This window comes from Achromobacter sp. ACM04, assembly GCF_014851465.1.
Lineage (GTDB): Bacteria > Pseudomonadota > Gammaproteobacteria > Burkholderiales > Burkholderiaceae_B > Achromobacter > Achromobacter aegrifaciens.
In genome coordinates this window covers 941,594-965,587 of sequence record NZ_JACUZS010000001.1, presented here as the reverse complement: position 1 = coordinate 965,587, position 23,994 = coordinate 941,594, and the positions used below count along the sequence as shown (strand labels likewise).

Annotated in this window: 19 protein-coding genes; 16 read left to right on the top strand and 3 right to left on the bottom strand. The window is 67.8% G+C overall.

Annotated elements, in window-relative coordinates:
* The 12 genes from IB259_RS04585 (at window position 1) to IB259_RS04530 (ending at window position 13,074) form a co-directional block, all read left to right on the top strand.
* The gene (locus tag IB259_RS04585) at window positions 1-999 is read left to right on the top strand and encodes an ABC transporter ATP-binding protein (RefSeq protein ID WP_175180920.1); all 999 of its coding nucleotides are present in this window, start codon (window positions 1-3) and stop codon (window positions 997-999) included.
* Window positions 996-1,808, top strand: a complete 813-nt coding sequence (locus IB259_RS04580; protein WP_054454483.1) for an ATP-binding cassette domain-containing protein — start codon at window positions 996-998, stop codon at window positions 1,806-1,808. Before IB259_RS04585 ends, IB259_RS04580 begins: the two co-directional genes overlap by 4 nt.
* Entirely contained in the window at window positions 1,805-2,941 is a 1,137-nt protein-coding gene (locus IB259_RS04575) for a YncE family protein (protein ID WP_192327780.1), read from the top strand. The genes IB259_RS04580 and IB259_RS04575 overlap by 4 nt, the downstream gene beginning before the upstream one ends.
* Window positions 2,942-2,975: 34 nt before the next feature.
* The gene (locus IB259_RS04570; protein WP_192327777.1) at window positions 2,976-3,971 is read left to right on the top strand and encodes a DctP family TRAP transporter solute-binding subunit; all 996 of its coding nucleotides are present in this window, start codon (window positions 2,976-2,978) and stop codon (window positions 3,969-3,971) included.
* The gene (locus IB259_RS04565; protein WP_054454489.1) at window positions 3,971-4,450 is read left to right on the top strand and encodes a TRAP transporter small permease; all 480 of its coding nucleotides are present in this window, start codon (window positions 3,971-3,973) and stop codon (window positions 4,448-4,450) included. Before IB259_RS04570 ends, IB259_RS04565 begins: the two co-directional genes overlap by 1 nt.
* Window positions 4,451-4,454: 4 nt before the next feature.
* Window positions 4,455-5,738, top strand: coding sequence for a TRAP transporter large permease (locus tag IB259_RS04560; RefSeq protein ID WP_192327773.1), 1,284 nt, complete (start codon window positions 4,455-4,457; stop codon window positions 5,736-5,738).
* Window positions 5,735-6,664, top strand: a complete 930-nt coding sequence (locus IB259_RS04555; protein WP_192327770.1) for a CoA ester lyase — start codon at window positions 5,735-5,737, stop codon at window positions 6,662-6,664. The genes IB259_RS04560 and IB259_RS04555 overlap by 4 nt, the downstream gene beginning before the upstream one ends.
* Window positions 6,661-8,373, top strand: a complete 1,713-nt coding sequence (locus IB259_RS04550; RefSeq protein WP_175162802.1) for a thiamine pyrophosphate-binding protein — start codon at window positions 6,661-6,663, stop codon at window positions 8,371-8,373. Before IB259_RS04555 ends, IB259_RS04550 begins: the two co-directional genes overlap by 4 nt.
* 17 nt (window positions 8,374-8,390) lie before the next feature.
* Window positions 8,391-9,641, top strand: a complete 1,251-nt coding sequence (locus IB259_RS04545; RefSeq protein ID WP_192327767.1) for a Zn-dependent hydrolase — start codon at window positions 8,391-8,393, stop codon at window positions 9,639-9,641.
* Entirely contained in the window at window positions 9,638-11,134 is a 1,497-nt protein-coding gene (locus IB259_RS04540) for an aldehyde dehydrogenase (RefSeq protein WP_192327764.1), read from the top strand. Before IB259_RS04545 ends, IB259_RS04540 begins: the two co-directional genes overlap by 4 nt.
* 187 nt (window positions 11,135-11,321) lie before the next feature.
* Window positions 11,322-12,314 carry a tripartite tricarboxylate transporter substrate binding protein gene (locus IB259_RS04535; RefSeq protein ID WP_054454500.1) on the top strand — a complete coding sequence of 331 codons (993 nt, stop codon included), beginning with the start codon at window positions 11,322-11,324 and terminating at the stop codon, window positions 12,312-12,314.
* Window positions 12,315-12,330: 16 nt separating this feature from the next.
* The gene (locus IB259_RS04530; protein ID WP_175162810.1) at window positions 12,331-13,074 is read left to right on the top strand and encodes a class II aldolase/adducin family protein; all 744 of its coding nucleotides are present in this window, start codon (window positions 12,331-12,333) and stop codon (window positions 13,072-13,074) included.
* On the opposite strand, the gene IB259_RS04525 is transcribed toward IB259_RS04530, so the two are convergent.
* Window positions 13,062-14,768, bottom strand: coding sequence for a thiamine pyrophosphate-dependent enzyme (locus IB259_RS04525; protein ID WP_192327761.1), 1,707 nt, complete (start codon window positions 14,766-14,768; stop codon window positions 13,062-13,064). The two genes, IB259_RS04530 and IB259_RS04525, sit on opposite strands and share 13 nt — an antisense overlap.
* A gap of 161 nt (window positions 14,769-14,929) precedes the next feature.
* Between IB259_RS04525 and IB259_RS04520 the strand changes: the two genes are divergently transcribed.
* Window positions 14,930-15,889, top strand: a complete 960-nt coding sequence (locus IB259_RS04520; RefSeq protein ID WP_192327758.1) for a LysR family transcriptional regulator — start codon at window positions 14,930-14,932, stop codon at window positions 15,887-15,889.
* Window positions 15,890-16,417: 528 nt separating this feature from the next.
* Here IB259_RS04520 and IB259_RS04515 read toward each other — a convergent pair.
* Window positions 16,418-17,395, bottom strand: coding sequence for a tripartite tricarboxylate transporter substrate binding protein (locus tag IB259_RS04515; RefSeq protein WP_192327755.1), 978 nt, complete (start codon window positions 17,393-17,395; stop codon window positions 16,418-16,420).
* Window positions 17,396-17,698: 303 nt separating this feature from the next.
* On the opposite strand from IB259_RS04515, the gene kdgD reads away from it, so the two are divergent.
* Together kdgD and IB259_RS04505 are read left to right on the top strand one after the other, a co-directional pair.
* Entirely contained in the window at window positions 17,699-18,613 is a 915-nt protein-coding gene (kdgD, locus tag IB259_RS04510; protein WP_192327752.1) for a 5-dehydro-4-deoxyglucarate dehydratase, read from the top strand.
* 59 nt (window positions 18,614-18,672) lie between these two features.
* On the top strand, window positions 18,673-19,608 hold the full coding sequence (locus IB259_RS04505) for a hypothetical protein (RefSeq protein WP_192327749.1): 936 nt from the start codon (window positions 18,673-18,675) through the stop codon (window positions 19,606-19,608).
* Window positions 19,609-19,618: 10 nt separating this feature from the next.
* Here the strand turns inward: IB259_RS04505 and ilvA are convergent, their stop codons facing one another.
* On the bottom strand, window positions 19,619-21,205 hold the full coding sequence (gene ilvA / locus IB259_RS04500; protein ID WP_119451545.1) for a threonine ammonia-lyase, biosynthetic: 1,587 nt from the start codon (window positions 21,203-21,205) through the stop codon (window positions 19,619-19,621).
* Between the two features lie 516 nt (window positions 21,206-21,721).
* Between ilvA and IB259_RS04495 the strand changes: the two genes are divergently transcribed.
* Window positions 21,722-23,950 (top strand): NADP-dependent isocitrate dehydrogenase, encoded by a 2,229-nt coding sequence (locus IB259_RS04495; RefSeq protein WP_054454512.1) that lies wholly within the window; start codon window positions 21,722-21,724, stop codon window positions 23,948-23,950.
* Window positions 23,951-23,994: the final 44 nt, after the last annotated feature.

The window sequence follows — 23,994 nt, the reverse complement described above, 5'->3', positions numbered from 1 at the left end:
ATGACCGATACCAGCCATCCCCTGCTGCGGGTCCAGGATCTGCACATCGACATCCAGACGCCCACCCACGTCAAGCACGTGGTGCGCGCGGTGGACTTCAGTCTGGAGCGCGGCAAGACACTGTGCATCGTGGGCGAATCGGGTTGCGGCAAATCGTTGACCGCGCTGGCGCTGCTGGACCTGCTGCCGGCGGCCGCGCGCCGCCGCGTGGCGAAGCTGGAGTTCGCCGGCCAGGACTTGGCGGCGCTCACGCCCGCCGAACTGGCGCAGCTGCGCGGCGCGCGCATCGCCATGATCTTCCAGGATCCGATGACCTCGCTGAACCCGGTGTTCCCCATCGGCACCCAGCTGGTCGACGTGCTGCGCCGGCACAAGCGTGTCAGCCGGCGCGCGGCTGAAGAACGCGCGGAGTACCTGCTGCGCCGCGTCGGCATCGCCAATCCCCGCGACCGCATGCGGCAGTATCCCTTTGAACTTTCGGGCGGACTGCGCCAGCGCGTCATGATCGCAATGGCGCTCATGTGCGGTCCCGAGCTGCTGATCGCCGACGAGCCCACCACCGCGCTGGACGTCACCGTGCAGGCCGAGCTGCTGGACCTGCTGCGCGACATCCAGGCCGAGTTCGGTCTGGGCATGGTGTTCATCTCCCATGACATGGGCCTGGTGGCGCGCATCGCCGACCATGTCATCGTCATGTACGCGGGCGACATCGTCGAAGGCGGCAGCGTGCGCGAAGTGCTGGAGCAACCCAGCCATCCCTATACCGCGATGCTGCTGAACTGCATCCCCCAGCCCGGACGCACCGCGCCGCGCGCCGACCTGCCCACCATCGCCGGCGCCGTCCCCTCGCTGGACACCGCCATCCGCGGCTGCGCCTTCCGCGAGCGCTGCCCGGCGGCCGAAGCCCGCTGTGCCCAGCCCTTCCCCGCGCGCGTGCAGGGCGGACACCGCTGCCTGTGCATCAAACCCGGCGCCTTGCGCCTAGGAGCCACGGCATGAGCAGCCCGACCGCCACTTCCGCCAGCATCAGCCTGAACGCGCTGTGCTTCCAGTATGGCCGCGCCGGCCTGTTCTCGCGCCGGCCCGCGCCGCGCATCCTGCATGACATCGACTTGCACGTGCCCGCCGGCCAGACCATCGGCCTGGTGGGCGAATCCGGCAGCGGCAAGTCCACCATCGCCAAGCTGATGCTGGGCCTGTTGGCGCCGACCCAGGGCCAGGCGCTGCTGGACGGCAAGCCGCTGGCCGCGATGCCGGCCCGCGCCCGCGCCCGCCGCATCCAGATGGTGTTTCAGGATCCTTATTCCTCGCTCAACCCGCGCCGCACCATCAGCGAGATCCTGACCGCGCCGCTGCGCACGCATGGCATCGGCAATGCGGCCTCCCAGGCCGCGTCGGTGCGCCGCATGATGGACGCCGTGGGCCTGGTGCCGGCCTTCGCCGCGCGCTATCCGCGCGAGCTGTCCGGCGGCCAGCGCCAGCGCGTGGCCATCGCGCGCGCCCTGATGCTGGAGCCGCAGTTGCTGATCTGCGACGAACCCACTTCGGCGCTGGACGTATCTGTGCAGGCGCAGATCCTGAACCTTTTGATGGAACTGCAGCGCGAACGCGGCCTGGGCTATCTGTTCATCAGCCACAACCTGGCCGTGGTGCAGCACATTGCCGACGAGATCGTGGTGCTGCAAGGCGGCCGCGTGGTCGAACGCGGTCCTGCCAGCCAGGTTTACTTCGAGCCGGTCCACCCGTACACGCGGCAGCTCATCGGCGCCACCCTGGCGGTACCGCAGGCGCAGGAGCTCGCGGCATGACCACACCCGCCACCCGCCACCTGCTGCTGGTCGGCAACGACCAGAAAGTCACCTGGGACGACGGCCGGATCCGTTTCCTGGCCCCGGGCAATGACAGCCTGTGCGTCTACGACGCCGGCGCGAATCCCGCCGCGCCGGAATTGGTCGCCACCTTGTCCCTGCCCAACTCCCTGTTCGGCCCGCCAGTCAACCTGGCCGTCACGCCCGACCAGCGCCTGGGCCTGATCGCGGATTCGATGGATTGGCCCGCGCGCGCCGACGGCGCCGGCTGGCAGCCCGAGCCGGGCCGCGGCCTGTACGTGATCGACCTGCAAGCCAGCCCGCCCGCCATTGTGCAGCGGCTGGAGGTCGGGTTGCAGCCCTCCGGCCTGTCCATCAACCGCGCCGGCACGCTGGCGCTGGTGGCCAACAAGGCCGGCCGCTCGGTGTCGGTGCTGCGCATCGCGGGCAAGCGCGCCGAGGTCTGCGGCGAAGTGGACGTAGGCACCCCTGTGGTGGCCGTTTCATTTTCCGCGGACGGCCGCCGCGCCTTCGTGGTCAAGACCGACACCCATCGCCTGGGCGTGCTGCGCATCGACGAGAGCGGCGCGGCCCCCATCGTGACCCACGATCCGGCCGAGGATCTGACCACCGGCCTGGTGCCGTTCAACCTGGTGGTGTCGCCCGACGGCGCGCTGGCGCTGGTGGTGGACATGGGCAGCCCGACCGCGTCGGACGGCCACGCGGATTCGGTCAGCGTGGTGGACCTGCGCGCCGATCCGCCGCGCGTGATCGACCGCGTCATGGTCGAGGACGGCCCCGAAGGCATCGCCATCAGTCCCGACGGCCGCCATGCCGCGGTCGCCATCGTGCAAGGTTCCAACAACCCGTCCAGCGTCTGGTTCCACCACCCGCGCGGACAGATCGTATTGCTGCGCATCGACGGACAGTCCGTGACCCGCGCCGGCGCCATCGAAGTCGGCGCGCTGCCCGAGGGTCTGGCCTTCAGCCCCGACAGCCGCTACCTCTATGTCGGCAATTTCCTCGATGCCGAAATGCAGGTTCTGGCCGTGGGCGACCACGACCTGAGCGACACCGGCACCCGCATCGCCCTGCCCGGACGGCCCGCTTCGATGCGCGCCCAATCCTACTGACCCTACCCATCCCCCCTGCTCCCGGAGTTCCGCCATGACCACCGCTCCTCAAAAGAAACCGGCCCTGCTGGCCGCCGCCCTGCTCGCCCTCGCCGGCCTCGCGCCGTTGTCGGCCCACGCCCTGGATATCAAGCTCGGCCACGTGCTGGCGCCCAGCCACAGCTGGAACAAGGCCGCCGAAGGCTTTGCCGCCGAGGTCAAGGAAAAGACCGCCGGCCGCGTCAATTTCGTGCTGTTCCCCAGCGGCCAGCTGGGCAATGAAAAGACCATGCTCGAAGGCCTGCAGATCGGCAGCCAGGGCGCGGCCATCATCGGCTCGGGCTCGCTGCAGCCCATCGAACCCAAGTTCGGCGTGGTCGAGCTGCCCTATACCTGGTCGACCTCGCAACAGGCCTACAAGGCCTTCGACGGCGAACTGGGCGAGGCGTTGGCCAAGCTGGCCGACAAGAAGAACCTGACCATCATCTCGTGGTGGGAAAACGGCTTTCGCCACGTCACCAACAACCGCGGCGCGGTGGCCAAGCCCACCGACCTGGCCGGCCTGAAGACCCGCGTCACGCCCGACAAGATGCGCCTGGACACCTTTACCGCGCTGGGCGCCAACCCCGCGCCGCTGGCCTTCGGCGAACTGTATTCGGCCCTGCAGCAGAAGGTGTTCGACGCCCAGGAGAACCCGCTGTCCATCATCTACACCTCTTCCTTCTTCGAGGTGCAGAAATACCTGTCGCTGACCGGCCACGTCTGGGGTCCGGCCAACCTGATCATCTCCAAGCCGGTGTGGAACCGCCTCTCGGCCGAGGACAAGAAGATCGTGCAGGCCGCCGCCGACAAGTGGCGCGACGCCCAGCGCCAGATGATCACCGACGGCGACCAGCAATACATCGCCCAGCTGAAGGACAAGGGCATGCAGGTCAACGAGGTCGACAAGGCCGCCTTCGCCGCCGCGGTGGAGCCGGTGTGGAAGACCTACTCGGTCACCTACGGCCCCGAGCTGATGGCGCTGGTGCAGAAGTACCGCGAGGCCAAGTAATGCTCAACCGACTGTCCGCGATCCTGTCGGGCATCAGCAAGGCCTTCGCCGCCCTGGCGGTGGCCTTGCTGGCGATCCTGATCTCCTACGTGGTGTTCGCCCGCTTCGTCACCCACACCACGCCGCACTGGGCCGAGGAACTGCCGCGGCTGGTGCTGGTGTGGTCGGCCTTCATCGGCGGCGTCGTCTGCAGCCATGAGCGTTCGCACCTGATGGCCGGGCTGCTGCCGTTCGTGGTGCGCAATCCCCGGATCCTCAACGCCTTTGAACGCATCAACCAGGCGCTCATCATCGTCGGCCTGGCGGCGCTGGGTTATGCCGGCTGGCAGCTGGCCGAGCTGACCATGGACCAGACCCTGCCCGCGCTGGACGTGTCCGCCGGCACCGTCTACCTGGCGCTGCCTTTCGCCTGCGCCATCACCATCGTGGTGCACCTGGCGCAGCTGTTCTCTTCCGCTCCCGCCGCTGCAAAGGATTAACAAGATGTCTACGGGTGCTCTCTTCCTGATGGGCGTGTTCACGATCACGGTGCTGATCGACATGCCCATCGCTTTCGGCCTGGTGCTGTCCTGCCTGGCCTATCTGGCGGTCTTCGACTCCGCGCCCATGATGGTGGCGGCGCAACAGTATGTGGTGGGGCTGGACAGCTTCACGCTGCTGGCGATTCCGCTGTTCATCCTGGCCGCGCAGCTGATGAACGGCGCCGGCCTGACCCAGCGCATCGTGCGCCTGTGCGCCGCCATCGTCGGCGACATCAAGGGTGGCCTGGCGGTGGTGGCCGTGCTGGCCTGCCTGATGTTCGGCGCGCTGTCCGGTTCCGGCGTGGCCGACGTGGTCGCCATCGGCAGCCTGCTGCTGCCCGCCATGGCCCGCAGCGGCTACGACAAGGGCTTTTCCTGCGCCCTGATCGGCAGCGCCGGCGCCACTTCCACCATCATCCCGCCCAGCATCGTGCTGATCGTCTACGGCACCATCACCGACACCTCGGTGGGCAAGCTGTTCGTGGCCGGGATCATTCCGGGCATCCTGCTGGGGCTGTCGCTGATCGGCGTGGCCGTCTGGCAGTCGCGCAAGCACAACTGGGCCGGCGGCCAGCCATTCAGCTGGCCGGAACTGCGCGCCGCCGCCATCGACGCGCTGCCTGCCCTGATGGTGCCGGTGCTGATCATCGGCGGCATCCGCTTCGGGATCTTCACCGCTACCGAGGCCGCCTCCAGCGCCATCATCTACGCCTTGCTGATCGGCTTCTTCTGGTACCGCACGCTGAGCCTGAAGTCGCTGTGGGACAACCTGAAGTCCACCGGCGAAAGCAGCGCATCCATCCTGCTCATCATCGGCGCGTCGGGCCTGTTCGCCTGGGTGCTGGTGGCCGAGCAGGTGCCGCAGGCGCTGTCCACGCTGCTGGTCGAATGGACCGACAGCAAGACCGCCGTGCTGCTGGTGCTGACCGTGGTGCTGTTGCTGCTGGGCACCTTCATGGAAGCGATCCCGGTCATCATCATCGTGGCCCCGGTCGTGATGCCGGTGCTGGCGCACTACAACATCGATCCGGTGCACTTCGGCATCCTGCTGTCGATCAACATGGCCATCGGCGCCAACACGCCGCCCGTCGGGGTCGACCTGATGGCCGCATGCAAGATCGGCGGCATCAACATGATGCAGACCCTGCGTCCTCTGTCCTGGATGATGCTGGCCATGACCGCGGTCATGCTGCTGCTGACTTTCGTACCTGAACTGGTGCTGTTCCTGCCGAGGCACGTGCAATGACCCCTATTACCCCCTCCCGCCGTCCCCCCTTCCTGCGCCGCAGCTGGATGTTCGTGTCCGGATTCGACCCCAACGCCCAGGCCGACGGCCTGGCCAGCGGCGCCGATGCGCTGGTCGCGGACCTGGAAGAGTTCACCGCCCCGGCGGACCGGCCAGCCGCGCGCCCCATCATCGCCGAACTGTTCGGCCGCTGCCGCGCCCTGGGCGTGGTGGCCGCGGTGCGCATCAACAAGCTCGAAGACGACGGCCTGGCGGACCTGCGCGGCGTGATGCCGGGCGCGCCGGACGCGGTGTTCCTGCCCCACGCCGAAAGCGCGGCGCAGATCGCCGCGCTGGACCAGGCGATCACCGCGCTGGAAGCCGAACTGGGCCTCCCCGCGGGCAGCACCGAGATCGTGCCCACGCTGGAGTCCGCGCTGGGCGTGCACCGCGCCTATGACATCCTGACCGCCAGCCCGCGCGTGTCCGCCTGCCTGCTGGCCGCCGAGGACCTGACCGCCAGCCTGGGCGCCGAGCGCGGCAAGGACGGCATCGAACTGCATCACCTGCGCGCCCGCTTCCTGCTGGATTGCACGGCGGCCGGCTGCCTGCCCATCGACTGCCCCTTCAACTACCGCGACATGCCGGCGCTGGAAGCCGATGTGCGCTGGGCCCGCCGCATGGGCCTGAAGTCCAAGTGCGCCACCGTGGCCGACCAGGTCAAGCTGATCCACGCGGTGTTCACGCCCGCCCCGGACGAAGTCATGGCGGCCCATGATTGCGTCGCCCGCTATGAAGCCCAGCGCGCCGGCCGCCACGACGCCGAGCGCATCGATCCGCCTGTCTACAACACCGCGCGCCGCCTGTTGGCGCGCCATCACCAATTCGAACGATGGGCCGCCGAGCGCCGCGCGCAGGCCGTCCCGCAACAAGGAGACTCCGCATGACGTCAGCAGCAATTCCCGAACGCAATGGCGGTCAGATCCTGATGCAGCAGCTGCGCATCCATGGCGCGCGCCGCGTGTTCATGATCCCCGGCGAAAGCTATCTGCCCTGCATCGATGCGCTGAACGACCACACCGATGCCATCGAGGCCATCGTCTGCCGCCAGGAAAGCGGCGCGGCCTACATGGCCGAAGCCTATGGCAAGCTGACCGGCGAACCCGGCATCTGCTTCGTCACGCGGGGCCCGGGCGCCACCAACGCCAGCATCGGCGTGCATACCGCCTTCCAGGACTCCACCCCGATGATCCTGTTCGTGGGCCAGGTGGGCAACGACTTCATGGAGCGCGAAGCCTTCCAGGAAATCGACTATCGCCGCATGTTCGGCCAGATGGCCAAATGGGTGGCCCAGATCGACCGCACCGACCGCATCCCCGAGTACATCTCGCGCGCCTTCGCAATTGCCACCAGCGGCCGTCCCGGCCCCGTGGTGCTGGCGCTGCCCGAGGACACGCTGTGGGGCCGCGCCCGCGTGGCCGACCTGCCGCGCTACCCGCGCGTGCACAGCCACCCCGGCGCCGCCGACCTGGCCCGCATGACCCAATTGCTGGACGCTGCCGAACGTCCCTTCCTGCTGCTGGGCGGCAATGGCTGGCACCAGACCGCCATCGACCAGATCGCCGGCTTCGCCGAACGCTTCGAGCTGCCGGTAGGCACGGCCTGGCGCCGCCTGGAGTGCTTCGACCAGCGCCACCCCAACGCCGCCGGCCACGTCGGCTGGGCCATGACGCCCGAGCTGCGCCAGCGCCTGCACGACGCCGACCTGGTGCTGGCCGTGGGCACGCGCATGGGCGAGGCCACGACCGAAGGCTATACCGTCATCGAAAGCCCGCTGCCGCGCCAGCAACTGATCCACGTGTATCCGGACGCCGCCGAACTGGGCCGCGTGTTCTCGCCCACCCAGGCCATCGTGGCGGACGTGGCCAGCTTCGCCGCCAGCGTGGCGGGCCTGGTCCCCGGCCACAAGACGGCGCGCGGCGAGGCGGTGCGCGCCGCGCACCAGGAACTGGTTGACAGCCTCAAGCCGCTGCCTTCGCCCGGGCCGATGAGCCTGGACCAGGCCGCCGCCTACGTCGACGCGCACGTGCCGGCCGACGCCTGCATCACCGTGGGCGCGGGCAACTATGCGCTGTATCCCCACCGCTACCGCCGCTATGCCGGCCCCGGCACCAGCCTCACGCCCACCGTGGGCTCCATGGGCTACGGCCTGCCGGCGGCGATCTCGGCGAAGCTGGAAGACCGCAAGCGCACGGTGGTCTGCTATGCCGGCGACGGCTGCTTCCAGATGAACATGCAAGAACTGGGCGTGGCGCTGCAATACCGCCTGGGCGTGGTGGTGCTGGTGTTCAACAATGGCATCTGGGGCACCATCCGCGCGCACCAGGAACGCGAGTTCCCGGCGCGCACCATCGCCCTGTCCTTCGAGAACCCGGATTTCACGCAGATCATCCGCGGCTACGGCGGCTACGGCGAAGCCGTGGAAGACACCGCCAGCTTCGGTCCCGCATTCGAACGCGCGCTGGCCTTTGCCGAACGCGAAAACATGCCGGCCCTTCTGGAAATCCGCTACGACGCCAATGGCATTTCGCCGGGCGAAACCCTGATGGGCATCCGCGAAGCCGCACTGGCCCGCAATGCCGCCGCCAGCCACTGACACAGAGGAACTCCAACATGACGACGACGATATCGATCAACGGACAGCGGCTGTGGCAGTCGCTGATGGACCTGGCGCAGATCGGCTCCACGGCCAAGGGCGGCAACTGCCGCCTGGCGCTGACCGCGCTGGATGGCCAGGGCCGCGACCTGGTCACCGGCTGGATGCGCGATGCCGGCATGACGCTGCGCGTGGACCAAGTGGGCAACATCTTCGCCCGCCGCGCCGGCCGCAACAATGACCTGCCGCCGGTCATGACCGGCAGCCATATCGACACCCAGCCCACCGGCGGCAAGTTCGACGGCTGCTATGGCGTGCTGGCGGGCCTGGAGGTCATGCGCAGCCTGAACGACCACGGCGTGGTCACGGAGGCGCCGCTGGAAGTCGCCATCTGGACCAACGAGGAAGGCTCGCGCTTCGTGCCCGTGATGATGGGTTCGGGCGTATTCGCCGGCAAATTCCCGCTGGAAGTGGCGCTGACCGCGACCGACCGCGACGGCAAGTCGGTGGCCGACGAGCTGGCAGCCATCGGCTATGCCGGCACGGACCCCGTGGGCGGCCGCCCGGTGGGCGCCTATTTCGAGGCCCACATCGAACAAGGCCCGATCCTGGAGCATGAAGAAAAAGTGGTTGGCGTGGTGACCGGGTCGCTCGGCCTGCGCTGGTACGACGTGACAGTGACCGGCATGGAAATGCATGCCGGCCCCACCCCCATGCCGATCCGGCGCGACGCGCTGTACGCCTCCAGCTTCCTGCTGCAGGCGGTGGTCGACATTGCCAACGATAACCAGCCGCATGGCCGCGGCACCGTGGGTGAAATCCACGCGCACCCCGGTTCGCGCAACGTCATCCCGGGCCAGGTGCGTTTCACGGTGGACCTGCGCCACGAGGACGAGGCCACGCTCACCCGCATGGACCAGCGCTGGCACGAAATCTGCGCCGAAATCGCCCAGCGCCACAACGTGGAAGTGGACGTGAAGCACGTGCAGTACTTCCCGCCCACCCCGTTCGACCCGGACCTGGTCGGCAAGGTGCGCGACGGCGCCGCGCGCCGCGGCCTGGCCGCCATGGACATCGTCACCGGCGCGGGCCACGACGCGGTCTACATGGCCGCCGTCACCCCAACCGCCATGATCTTCGTGCCGTGCAAGGACGGCGTCAGCCACAACGAGATCGAGGACGCCAAGCCCGCTGACCTGGAAGCCGGGTGCAACGTGCTGCTCGACGCCATGGTGGCGCGCGCCAACGCCCAGGAGGTCCGCTCATGACCCAGGACGCCGCCTACTGGCGCGCCCGCGCCGCCGCGCTCGCCTTCAATGGCCAGGCCTACATCGACGGCGCCTATTGCGACGCGGCCGATGGCGCCACCTTCCCCGCCACCAGCCCGATAGACGGGCGCAAGCTGGCCGACGTGGCGTCTTGCGGCGCGGCCGACGTGGACCGCGCCGTGCAGGCCGCCCGCCGCGCCTTCGAAGCCGGCGTCTGGAGCGCCTTGGCGCCGCGCCAGCGCAAGCAGCATCTGCTGCGCCTGGCCGCGCTGATCGACGAGCACCGCGAGGAACTCGCGCTGCTGGAAACGCTGGACATGGGCAAGCCCATCCGCGACGCGCTGGCCTTCGACGTACCCGAGACGGCGCGCTGCTACGCCTGGTACGCCGAGGCGATCGACAAGATCTACGACGAGATCGCCCCCACCGGCCCGGACGCGCTGGCCACCATCACGCGCGAAGCGCTGGGCGTGGTCGCGGCGGTGGTGCCGTGGAACTACCCGCTGATGATGGCCGCCTGGAAAGTCGCGCCAGCCTTGGCCGCCGGCAACAGCGTCATCCTCAAACCGGCCGAACAGGCCTCGCTGTCGGCCATCCGGCTGGCGGCGCTGGCCGAGGAAGCAGGCATCCCCGCCGGCGTCTTCAGCGTGGTGCCCGGCCTGGGCGCGCAGGCCGGCCAGGCGCTGGGCCTGCATCCCGATGTGGACTGCATCGCCTTCACCGGGTCGACCGCCACCGGCAAGCGCTTCATGGAGTATTCGGGACAATCGAACCTGAAGCGCGTGTGGCTGGAGTGCGGCGGCAAGTCGCCGCACATCGTGTTCGAGGACTGCCCCGACCTGGACCGCGCCGCTCAGGCTGCGGCCCTGGCCATCTTCTCCAACCAGGGCGAAGTCTGCATCGCGGGCTCGCGCCTGTATGTGCAGGACGGCATCTACGACGCCTTCATGTCCAAGGTCGCGGACTACGCCGCCGCCCTGCAACCGGGCGATCCGCTGGATCCCGCCACCGCCATGGGCGCCATGGTCGACGAACGCCAGATGCGCGGCGTGCTGGCCCGCATCGAAGCGGGCTCGGCCGAAGGCGCGCAGTTGCGCATGGGTGGGCGCCAGGCCTTGGGCGCCACCGGGGGCTACTACATCGAACCGACGATTTTCGATTGCGCCAGCCAGGACAGCAGCCTGGTGCGCGAGGAGATCTTCGGCCCGGTGCTGGCCGCGCAGCGCTTCGCCACCGAGGACGACGCGGTGCGGCTGGCCAACGATTCGATCTACGGCCTGGGCGCTGGGCTCTGGACTGCCAACCTGTCGCGCGCGCACCGTCTCTCGCGCCGCCTGCGCGCGGGCCTGGTGTGGGTCAACTGCTACGCCGACGGCGACATCACCGTGCCTTTCGGCGGGGTCAAACAGTCGGGCTTCGGCCGCGACAAGTCGCTGCACGCGCTGGACAAGTACAGCGACCTGAAGACGACCTGGATCAGCCTGACGGCTTGATCCCCTGGGCGGACGCCCGCGCGGCGTCCGCCATCCTTGCCATTTCGCGTTATCTGCTTGGCCGCCAGCGCCATTGAAGGCGGTGGGCCCTTGTGCGACCTTGAACGGCGACGGGCTGCCCACCGCGGTTCCGTTGCGGGCAGGCGCAGGCGCTCTCCCGCCATCAGAACAATGACTGGAGACTACGATGCGCAATGCGACAACGCGAGCCGCGCTGGCCGCCATGCTGGCCGCCACAGCCTGGGCCGCAGCCGGGCCGGCTTGGGCGCAAGCCCCCTATCCCTCCAAGCCCGTCACGATCCTGGTCGGATTCCCGCCCGGCACGGCCACCGACACCGTCGCCCGCATGGTCGGCGACCGCCTGGCGCAGCGTCTGGGCCAGCAGTTCATCGTCGAGAACAAGCCTGGCGCGGGCGGCTCCATCGCCGCCGGCCTGGGCGCGCGCGCCAAGCCCGACGGCTATACGCTCATGATCGGCGCGTCCGCGCCGCAAGCCATCAACCCGCATGTCTATCCCAACCTGAACTACGACGCGCGCAAGGATTTCGCGCCCATCGGCCTGCTGACCTGGCTGCCCTACCTGTTCGTCGTCAGCCCCGACAATCCGGCCAACAACCTGCAGGACTTCCTCGCTGCCGTGAAGGCCAAACCGAACCAGTACACCTACGCCACCACCGGCGTCGGCACCACCAGCCATCTGGTGACCTCGGTGCTGCTGGCCAAGGCCGGCGCCAGCATGATCCACGTGCCCTACAAAGGCAGCAGCCAGGCGCAGACCGATATCGTGGGCGGGCGGACCTACGCCACCTTCGACACCATGGTGTCCTCGCTGGCCCTGGTTAAAGCGGGACGCCTGAAGGCGATCGCCGTCAGCACCCCTGAGCGGGTCGCGAGCCTGCCGGAGGTGCCCACCGTCGCCGAACAGGGCTACCCCGGTTTCGACATGGGCGCCTGGCTGGGCCTGATCGCGCCCGCCGGCATCCCGCCCGAGATCCAGCAGAAGCTGGCCGTCGAGGTCAACGCCGTGCTGGCAGACCCCGCCGTGCGCGACAAGCTGGCGGACCTGGGCGCCCAGGTCCGCACCACCGCCACGCCCGCCGAGTTCGGCGCGCTGATGAAATCCGAATACGAATCGTGGGGCAAGGTGGTCCGCGATTTCAACGTCAAGGCCAGCGACTGAACCGGAGACCCGAACCATGCAAAAAGCCATGAGCCCCGCGGAACGCGACACCCGCATTCAACTGGCCGCCTGCTACCGGCTGGTGTCCCACTTTGGCATGAGCGATCTCATCTACAACCACATCACCGCGCGCATACCCGGGCCCGAGGGCCATCTGCTGATCAATCCCTACGGCATGATGTACGACGAAATCACCGCTTCCAGCCTGATCAGGATAGACCTGGACGGGAACGTGCTGGACAATCCCGGCGAGTACGGCATCAACGCTGCGGGCTACGTGATCCACAGCGCCGTGCACGGCGCGCGCCACGACGTGCAATGCGTCATCCATACCCACACGCGGGCCGGCATGGCGGTATCGGCGCTGCAATGCGGCCTGCTGCCGCTGACCCAGACCGCCATGCGCTTCGCCAAGATTCCCTACCACGACTATGAGAGCGTGGCCATCGACCTGGACGAGCGCGCGCGCCTGGTGGCGGACCTGGGCCAGTCCGAGGCGATGATCCTGCGCAACCACGGCCTGCTAGCCGCCGGCCCGAGCATCGCGCAGGCATTCAACACACTGTATTGGCTGGAAATGGCCTGCAAGGCGCAGGTCGACGCCCTGGCCGCCAACCGCGAACTATGCGTGCCGCCGCCAGAGGTCGTCGAGAAGACCTGGCACCTGTATCAGCCGACAACGCGCCGCCCCTTCGGCGAACTGGAATGGCCGGCCATGCTGCGTCTGATGGACAGGAAGGATCCTGGCTACCGCGATTGAGTCCCTGCCTGGTCTCGCCCCAGAAGGTCGATGCCGGCCGCGCTGTCCGCGCCGTCCGGCAGGATCGCGGCGAGGCTGGTCTTGACCTCCACGAAGTACGGCGCGGCCGAGGCCAGCCCGCGGGCGATGGCCGCGGCCACCTGGTCCGGATGGGTGACATACTCGGTCTGCATGCCGAAGGCGCGCGCCATCATCGCGAAATCGGGACTTGCCAGATTGGTGCCCGCGTAGCGCCCGGGATAGGTGCGCGCCTGATGCAGGCGGATGGAGCCATAGCAATTGTTGTTGGAGACGATGAAGAACACCGGCAGTCCGCGCTCGGCCGCGGCCATCATCTCGTTGCCCGTCATCATGAAGCCGCCGTCGCCAACCAGGCACACCACCTTGCCATGCGGATTGCGCAGCTGCGAGGCAATCGCCGCCGGCGTGCCGTAGCCCATGGCGCCCGATTGCGAGGCCATCAGCCGTTGCGGGTAGACGAAGGGAAAGTGGCGATACACCGGCGCCGCGAAGGTGCCCGCGTCCAGGCAAACCATGAGGTCCGGCGGCGCCTGTTCGGCCAGCGCTCGCACCACCGACACGAAGGGCACGCCATCGTCGGCCTTTGGATCGGGCCAGGCGGCGGAGCGCTCGCGGATCGCGCGCAAGGATTCCGCCCAGTCCTCGCGCCCGCCACGGTCCGCCGCCGGCAGCGCGGCCAGCGCCTGCGCCGTAGCCACCGGATCCGCGATGATGCCCACGTCCGCCGCAAAGTGCTGGTTCACGAAATGCGCGTCGGCATGGCAATGCACCAGCGTCTGCGACGGCCTGGGATAGGCCGGAAACGTGTAGCCCTGGGTGGTGATGTCGCCCAGGCGCGTGCCCAGGGCCAGGATCAGATCGCTGGAATCGAACGCCTCCACCTGCGCGGGCTGCGTCGCCAGGTCCAGGTCGCCGGCGTACAGCGGATGCGTGTTGGGGAACAAGTCATGCTGGCGGAACGATACTGCCACCGGTATGCCGTGCCGCTCCGCCAGCTGCCGCAGCGCCTCGCGGCCGCCCGGCGCGTTGAAGGCGCCCCCGGCAATGATCAGCGGCTTGCGGGCGGCGTCCAGCAAGGCTTGCAGTCGCGTCAGCGCGGCGGGCGCCGGCTGCGCGGGACTGGCCGGCTCGGCCACCCAGTCCGGTTGCGGCACGCAGGCCTGCTGGACGTCTTCCGGCACCACCAGCACCACTGGCCCTGGCGTACCCGAAGCGGCCACGCGCAAAGCCTTGAAAGCGGCCCAGGCCACGTCCTCGGGCGCCGCCACCTCATGCACCCATTTGGCGATCGAACCGAACATCTTCTGGTAATCGATCTCCTGGAAGGCCTCCTTGCGCAGGTCCTTGCGCGGCACTTGCCCGATCAGCAGGATCAGCGGCACGCCGTCCTGCTGCGCGGCATGCACGCCGATGGCTGCATTCGCCGCGCCCGGTCCCCTGGACACCATGACCACCCCCGGGCGGCCCGTCAACCGGCCATCGGCGCACGCCATGAATGCCGCGCCCCCTTCGTGCCTGCAGGTCACCACGTCGATGCCGGCGAAATCGTGCAAGGCGTCGAGCACGCCCAGATAGCTTTCGCCAGGGACCAGGAAGACCCGGTCGATGCCGTTGCGGGCGAAGACCCCGAGCAAGGCGTGGGAAGACGTGTTCAGTTCGGCAGCAGGTGTCATGGAGGGCAGGAAACCAAGGGCAAGCGCGCAGGCGCGGGTCTGATACGCAGGAATTCTAGGGTGGCTGGCGGCAGGCCATGTAGGCATACTGTGCCTATCAGATATACAAAAAACGCACACAAGGAGGAGCCGCCCGCAAGCGCTGGCGGCGAGACATCGCGATGGACCTGCGCAAGATCGAAAACCTGATCCACGTGGCCGACTCGGGCAGCTTCTCCAAGGCCGCCTCGGTGCTGGGCATCGCGCAATCGGCGCTGGGCCGCCAGGTCAGAAAGCTGGAAGACGAATGCGGCTGCGCCCTGCTCTACCGCAACGGCCGCGGCGTGTCCTTGACCCCGGAAGGCGAGAAACTGCTGGATAGCCTGCGCCCCTTGCTGGCGCAAATGGCGCGGGTGGTGACCGAATTCCATGACGAGCAGAAATCGCCCTCCGGCCAGGTCACGCTGGGCCTGACGCCCACGCTGTCCCACATGGTCGGCATGCCGCTGGTGGCGGCAGTCTGGAAGCGCCATCCGCGCATCCAGCTCAACGTCATCACCGGCTACAGCGGCTATGTGCACGAATGGCTGGCCAACGCCCGCGTCGACATCGCGGTGCTGCACGATGCGCGGCGTTCCCAGCACGTGGTGGTCGATCCCCTGGCCGAGCTGGACCTGGCGCTGGTATCGCCCGCACAGAACCTGTCCCCCGCCGCGCGGGCCTTGCCCTCCATCGACTTCGCTCAACTGGGCGATCTGCCCCTGGCGCTGCCCACGCGCAGCCATGGTCTGCGCCGCACGCTGGAACAGGCGGCAGCGCAGGCCGATGCGCCCCTGAATGTCGTGTTCGAAATGGACGCGCTGGAACTGATGAAGGAAATCGTCCTGAACGGACTGGCCCACACGGTGCTGGCCCTGCCTGCAGTGGTAGGCAAATTGAACAGCGGCCAGCTCGTCGCCCGCAGGATCGTCAATCCTGCCCTGTCCACCCGCCTGATGCTGGCCACCGCATCGAACCGGCCGCTGACGCAGGCGGTGAAGATAGTGCAGGACATCCTGCGTGAATTGCTGCGGGACATGGTTGAGGCGGAGCCTTATCGGTCGTACATGCGGATGGCGGATGCGCGGTCGGCACCGCCATGAGGTTTTGCCGCCTTCCATCCCCCCGCATCACCTCGGCACCGGCAACGGCGGCGCAGGCGTCAGCGGCCCCGTCGGCACGCCGCGCTGCGCGGGCATCGGCGGCAGGCGGGATGGCGCGGGGCTCATCCAGCCGGGCTGCCGGCTCGGTCCACTGGAGGGTGGCGCGGGCGGGCCAGGCGGCCTGCCCGCGGTGGCGCAACCGGTGCCCAGGCAGGGTTCCTGGGTAGCGCCCGGATTGATCAGCCGGGGACATGATGCGCCGACGCAGGCATCGGGTATGACGCGGGCCGAAGGCGGGGGTTGGGGAACCGCGGGTCCGGCGCCTTGCGCGACGGCTGGCCCGCAGGCCGCCGCCAGCAGCGCGGCGGCGCAAAGAATTTTCATGGCTGCAGCCCCTCTGCCCCTGGTCTGCGGCCGCGCGCGATGTTGCCTGCGCAGCCCGGGCCCGCGTCGCGCCGGGGCCTGGACGGACGCGGGATGATTCCAGTGTGCTCCCGCGCCTGAATGCCTGTCCAGGCAGCCCCGCCGTCAATCCAGCCGGATATCCGCGCTTTTCACCACCGACGCCCAGCGCGCGCGTTCGCTGTTGAAGAACTGCGCCAGTTCGGCGGGATTGCGGGTGACGATTTCAGCGCCCTGTTCGTTCAACTGCGCCTTCACGTCCGGCTGGTTGACGATCTGCGCCATCAGTTCCGACAAGCGGATGGCGACGGGATCGGTCGTGGTCACGGGCGCCATCACCCCTTGCCAGGTGCCGGACTCGAAGCCCGCCACGCCCTGTTCGGAAATGGTGGGGATGTCAGGCACCAGTTGCATGCGTTCGCGCTTGGAGATCGCGATCGGCCGCAGCTTGCCGGCCTTGATGTGGGGCAACGTGGCCAGCAACCCATTCATGATGACCTGGGTCTGCCCGCCTATGGTGTCCGTCACCGCCTGCGAACCGCCCTTGTAGGGCACATACTCCCATTGCGCGCCCGTCGCCTGCTGCACGGCGACCGCGGCCAGATGCGGCGCGCTGCCGATCGCCGTGACCGCGAAGTTCAGGCGCTGCTTCTTCGACAGGGCCACCAGTTCGGTCACCGTCTTGGCCGGCACGTCGGGATGCACGGCCAGCACGTGCGGCGAATAGGCCAGCATGCCGACCGCGCGCAAGTCCTTGGACGGATCGAAAGACAGCTTGGTGTACACGGACGGACTGATCGCCAGCGCCCCCACGTCGCACAAGAGCACGGTATGGCCCTCTTGCGCCGCCTGCACCACCAGGCCGGCGCCCAGGTTGCCATTGGCTCCAGGCTTGTTCTCGACCACCACGGTCTGCTTCAGGGCGTCGGCCAGGCGCGGCGCCAGGATGCGCGCGATGATGTCCGACGAGCCGCCGGGCGGGTAAGGCACGATGATGCGGACCGCGCGCGTCGGCCAGTCGCCCGGCTGCGCCCATGCCGGCAACCACGGCGACAGGCATAGCGCCGCAGCGCCGCCCAGGAATTGTCTCTTGCTCGGGTTCATGCAGTCTCCTCTGGAATTATCTTGCGCGCGGACGCCGTCCCCGGCGCACTGCCGCAGCCTTTTGGGAACGGCCGCCGCGCGCACCTGCGCCAGCTTCGTCCGGCTAGACCATAGTCATCGTACAACTATGAAATTATTATTGGAAAGCAAAATATATCCCCATCGGGTATGCACCTATCCCGGAGCCTACGGCAATGAATTTTCCTTGAATGGCGATATTTCATGTTGTACGATGACTTACCACTTAACCAGGCTGCCGGCAGACTTTGCCGTTCGATGGCGCCCCATACGGATCAACGCAACATGACCACCCCGCAGGAACTCAAGCACATCGTTTCGGAAGGCTTGCTGTCTTTCCCCGTCACCGATTTCGACCAGAACGGCGACTTCAACGCCAGGAACTATGCGCAGCGCCTGGAATGGCTGGCGCCCTACGGCGCGACCGCCCTGTTCGCCGCCGGCGGCACGGGCGAGTTCTTTTCGCTGGCGCCAGAGGAATACGCCGACGTCATCCGCACCGCGGTGCAGACCTGCACGGGCAAGGTTCCCATCCTGGCCGGCGCGGGCGGTCCGACCCGCACTGCCATCGCCTACGCGCAAGAAGCCGAGCGCCTGGGCGCCAAGGGCATACTGCTACTGCCCCACTACCTGACCGAGGCTTCGCAACAGGGCATCGCGGCGCACGTCGAGCAGGTCTGCAAATCCGTGAACATCGGCGTCATCGTCTACAACCGCGCACAGTCGCGCCTTTCGGCCGACAGCCTGGCGCAACTGGCCGAACGCTGCCCCAACCTGGTGGGTTTCAAGGACGGCGTGGGCGATATCGAAGCCATGGTGCGCATCCGCCGCAAGCTGGGCGACCGCTTTTCCTACCTGGGCGGCCTGCCCACGGCCGAGGTCTATGCCGCCGCCTACCGCGCGCTGGGCGTGCCGGTCTATTCGTCGGCCGTGTTCAATTTCGTGCCGCGTATGGCCATGGACTTCTACCGCGCGATCGCCGCGGGCGACCATGACACCACCAACCGCCTGCTGGACGATTTTTTCCTGCCGTATCTCGACATCCGCAACCGCGTGCCGGGATATGCCGTCAGCATCGTCAAGGCGGGCGCCAAATTGGTCGGTCACGATGCGGGTCCCGTACGCGCGCCTCTGACGGACTTGCGGACTGAAGAACTGGAGATGCTGGACGCCTTGATCCGCAAGCTCGGCCCGCAGTAAGGGACGCTCCCTGGCGGTGGTATATATAGACCCGTCCAGCCACACCAGGGAGTCCGATCATGGCGCGTCGACGCAGCCTCGCGTTTGTGCTCAGCATGCTTGCCGCGCCCGCGGGCGCAGACGTGGTCTACGACAACCATGGACTGGTGGTCGAAGCCGCCACCGGCAGCCGCAGCGACTGGAACACCGGCCAGCGGCAGACCACCCGCGCCACCACCATCACCTACCGGGGCCAGCCACTTTGCGGCAAGGACGTCGGCGCCCTGCTCTATCCCGATGGCCAGCGCATCGAGGCCCGCGCCTTCTTTTGCGCGTCCACCGCCAAGGCCTTGGAAACGGACGCGGTGCTGGCCTACTTCACCAGTTCAAGCGCCAATACCGTGCTGGCGCAACTGCGCGTGGCCAACGGCGCGCTGCGGGTCGAGCGCCTGGCCTTGTCCGCCAAGCCCGAGCGCGACCGCATCTCCACGACCCGCTTCGAAGACGCGCGCCTGCCCGGCTGGACACGCGTCCAGACTTCCTGGAACGAAACCGTGATGATCCGCCACGCGCCGCTTGCCGCCCTGAACCTGGGCCCGGGCAAGCTGCTGGACGTGGCCGACGGCGTGGCCTACCTGGCCGTGCCGCCAGGCAGGGACGTGATCGAGATCGAGCCCACCAAGCGGGTCAAGGATGCCGATGGCTATCTGCAGATCGTGCCGGCCATCACCAAGTTCGTGGACACTCCGGTGGCGTTCCGCGCGGTGCGCATGAGCGACGGGCGCGAACTGGCCCGCCTGGATTTCAAGGACCCTTGCCTGCGCCTGCCCGCGATCCAGTTCGACCGGCCGGACGCGCTATCCAAGACGTCGGCAGCGCCCGACGTGGCCTTCGACGACGTGCCGGCCTGGCGCGCCGCCACCCTGCAGCTGACGCAGGCGGCGCAGGGGCGCGCCGCGCTGCGCCTGCAGCCGGGCGTGGCCCTGCCGCGCAAGCCTGGCTGCGCGCCGGGTTGATCTCGCCCGCTCAGATCAGGAACTGGCGATAGGCCTCGTTGGCGGTTTCTTCGGTATGGGCGTAGCCCAACTGCCGCAGGAATGCGTCCAGCGCGGCGCTGTCCGCCAAGGGAGCCTGGATGCCGACCAGCGCCGAGCTGAACTCCGTGCCCTGGTTGCGGTAGTGGAACAGGCTGATGTTCCAGTTGGGCGCCATCTCGGACAGGAACTTCATCAGGGCGCCGGGACGCTCAGGAAACTCGAAGCGGAACAGGCGCTCGCCGGCTGCCAGCGGCGAGCGGCCGCCCACCATGTAGCGGATGTGCTGCTTGGACACTTCGTTGTTGCTCAGGTCGCCGACGGAGAAACCCTGCTCCTGCAGCGCCGTCATGATTTCCGCGGCGTCGCCGCGCCGCGAGATCTGCATGCTGACGAAGATGTGAGCGGTACGCGCATCGGCGATGCGGTAGTTGAATTCCGTCACGCTGCGCTGGCCGATCACGCTGCAGAAGCGGCGGAAGCTGCCGCGCTCTTCCGGCACCGTCACGGCAAAGACCGCCTCGCGGGCTTCGCCGACCTCGGCGCGGTCCGCCACGAAGCGCAGGCGGTCGAAGTTCATGTTCGCACCCGAGGTCACCGCCACCATGGGCAGGCCTTGCACGCCTTCGCGTTCCACGTACTTCTTCAGCCCGGCCACCGCCAGCGCGCCGGCCGGCTCCAACACGCTGCGCGTGTCCAGGAATACGTCCTTGATCGCCGCGCAGACCGCGTCCGTATCCACCAGGATGATCTCGTCCAGGTGTTCACGGCACAGGCGGAAGGTCTCCTCGCCCACCAGCTTGACCGCCGTGCCGTCCGAGAACAGGCCCACCTCGGGCAGGTTGACCCGTTCGCCCACCTGCATGGACAGCGACATGGCGCAGGAATCCTCGGTCTGCACGCCGATGACCTTGACGCCCGGATCCACCGCCTTGATGTAGGTCGCCACGCCCGCGGCCAGCCCGCCGCCGCCGATCGGCACGAAGACAGCATGCAAGGGGCCCGCGTGCTGGCGCAGGATTTCCATGCCCACCGTGCCCTGGCCGGCGATCACATAGGGATCGTCAAAGGCCGGGATGAAGGTCAGGTCCTGCGCGCTGGCCAGCTTCTGGGCGTGGCCGTAGGCATCGCTATACGAATCGCCCGCCTGCACCACCGTCACCGTGGGGCCGCCATGCGCCTTGACCGCATCCACCTTCACCTGCGGCGTGGTCTGCGGCACCACGATGATGGCGCGCACACCCATCCTGGCCGCCGAGATCGCCACGCCCTGCGCATGGTTGCCGGCGGACGCCGTGATCACGCCGCGATCCAGCGCGGCCTGCGGCGTATTGCGCATCTTGTTGTAGGCGCCGCGCACCTTGAAGGAGAAGACCGGTTGATTGTCCTCGCGTTTGAAGTAGACCGGATTGCCCAGCCGGGCCGACAGGCCGCGGGCGCGGTCCAGCTCGGTTTCGCGGGCGATGTCGTAAATGCGGGCGGTCAGGATCTGCCTCAGGTATTCCATCGGCGTAGCCCGGCCGTCCTGGAATGCGGTCGGCGTGGCGGTTTGCTGGCTGGCTTGCGGGGTGTGGTGCATCTGGCTCTCTGCTTCGGTGTGCTTGCCCGGCAGAGGCGGCCACAAAAAACCCGCCTCGAGGGGCGGGTGGCTGTGACTGTTGCGGTCGCGCGCTAACCCACCATTCCAGGAATGATGGTAATAATCAGCGAAATGCGGACGGCGCGGAAATTCATGGGGACGTAGCTTCCTCCTTGTGCGGCGCTTTGTCAAACGGGCAATCGGCCATGGCGCGCCTGATTTAATATGTCCCCGTTTAATTTGGCGCCATTATGGCCACATCCCGGCCGAATCCGCGGGTTTTTGCTGCGCAGCAGGCGTAGCGCGGTATTACAATGGAAGGTTCGTGGCAGTCGCACTTCCCCAAATCAAAAAAGGGCAGGCGCCAGCCATGTTGGGTATACGCCTTCCGACCAGGTCCTGGACGCGTCCGCGTGCTTGCCCATACGAACCCACTCTCCGACAACATCTACCGGCTTCTGGCCGCATAGCATGTTCGGGTTTGCGCCTAGCGCCTGCCGAACAGATTCAAGGATCATGTCTCTTACTCCGAAGATTATCTATACCCTCACCGATGAAGCTCCGGCGCTTGCAACCCGTTCGCTGCTGCCCATCGTCCAGGCTTTCGCAAAGCCCGCAGGCATCACGGTCGAGACCCGCGACATCTCGCTGGCCGGCCGCATCATCTCGGTCTTCCCCGACTACCTCGAAGACAGCCAGAAACTGGGCGATGCCCTGTCGGAACTCGGCGCCCTCGCCGTGCAGCCCGAAGCCAACATCATCAAGCTGCCCAACATCAGCGCGTCCATGCCGCAGCTGAAGGCGGCCATCAAGGAACTCCAGGACCAGGGCTACAAGCTGCCCGACTACCCGGACGCCCCCGCCAACGACACCGAGCGCGACGTCAAGGCCCGCTACGACAAGGTCAAGGGCAGCGCCGTGAACCCGGTCCTGCGCGAAGGCAACTCCGACCGCCGCGCCCCGCTGTCCGTCAAGAACTACGCCCGCAAGCACCCGCACAAGATGGGCGCCTGGTCGGCTGACTCCAAGTCGCACGTCGCCCACATGAGCGAAGGCGACTTCTACGGCACCGAAAAGTCGGCGCTGATTTCGGAAGCCGGCGACGTCAAGATCGAACTGACCGCCGCCGACGGCGCGAAGACCGTCCTGAAGGAAAAGACCCCGGTCAAGGCCGGCGAGATCATCGACGCCGCCGTGCTGTCCACGGCCAAGCTGAAGTCCTTCCTGCAAGCCCAGATCGACGATGCCCGCGCCACCGGCGTGCTGTTCTCGGTGCACCTGAAAGCCACGATGATGAAGGTCTCCGACCCGGTCATCTTCGGCCACGTCGTGTCCGTGTTCTACAAGGACGTGCTGGCCAAGCACGCCGACGCGCTCAAGCAAGCGGGCTTCGATCCCAACAACGGCATCGGCGACCTGTACGCCAAGATCCAGTCCCTGCCGGCCGACAAGCAGGCCGAGATCACCGCTGACATCGACGCCGGCTACAAGACCCTGCCGCAGCTGGCCATGGTGAACTCCGACCGCGGCATCACCAACCTGCACGTGCCCAGCGACGTCATCGTCGACGCGTCCATGCCCGCCATGATCCGCGACTCGGGCAAGATGTGGAACGCCGAAGGCAACCTGCAGGACGCCAAGGCCGTGATCCCCGACCGCAGCTACGCCGGCGTCTACCAGGCCGTCATCGAAGACTGCAAGCGCAATGGCGCCTACAACCCGGTCACGATGGGCAGCGTGCCCAACGTCGGCCTGATGGCCCAGGCCGCCGAGGAATACGGCTCGCACAACAAGACCTTCGTCATCCCGGCTGCCGGCACCGTGCGCGTCACCGACGCTTCGGGCAAGGTGCTGCTGGAACAGGCCGTCGAAGCCGGCGACCTCTGGCGCATGTGCCAGACCAAGGACGCCGCCGTGCAGGACTGGGTCAAGCTGGCCGTCACGCGCGCCCGCGCCACCAAGACGCCCGCCGTGTTCTGGCTGGACGAAAACCGCGCCCACGACGCGCAGATCATCGCCAAGGTCAAGCACTACCTGAAGGACCACGACACCAGCGGCCTGGATCTGCGCATCCTGAGCCCGGTGGAAGCCACCAAGTTCTCGGTCAAGCGCATCCGCGAAGGCCTGGACACCATCTCGGTGACCGGCAACGTGCTGCGCGACTACCTGACCGACCTGTTCCCCATCATGGAACTGGGCACCAGCGCCAAGATGCTGTCGATCGTGCCGCTGGTCGCCGGCGGCGGCCTGTTTGAAACGGGCGCGGGCGGTTCCGCGCCCAAGCACGTGCAACAGTTCCTGGAAGAAGGCTTCCTGCGCTGGGATTCGCTGGGCGAGTTCATGGCCCTGGCAGAATCGCTGGACCACCTGGGCCGCAGCTACGGCAACGCCCGCGCACAGGTCCTGGCCAAGACCCTGGACCTGGCGACCGCCAAGTTCCTGGACGAGAACAAGTCGCCCGAGCGCAAGGTCGGCGGCCTGGACAACCGCGGCAGCCACTACTACCTGGCCATGTACTGGGCCCAGGCCGTGGCCGCGCAGACTGACGACCGCGAACTGGCTGCCCTGTTCGCGGCGCCGGCCCGCGCGCTGGCCGACGGCGAGGACAAGATCCTGGCCGAACTGAAGGCTGCCCAGGGCAAGCCCGTCGACATCGGCGGCTACTACCAGCCCAACGAAGCCCTCGCCAGCCAGGCCATGCGCCCCAGCGCCACGCTGAACCAGGCCCTGGCCTCGATCGGCTAAGCGCCTGCCGCGCATAGCGGCAAGGAAAAGGCCGGCAGCCCTCG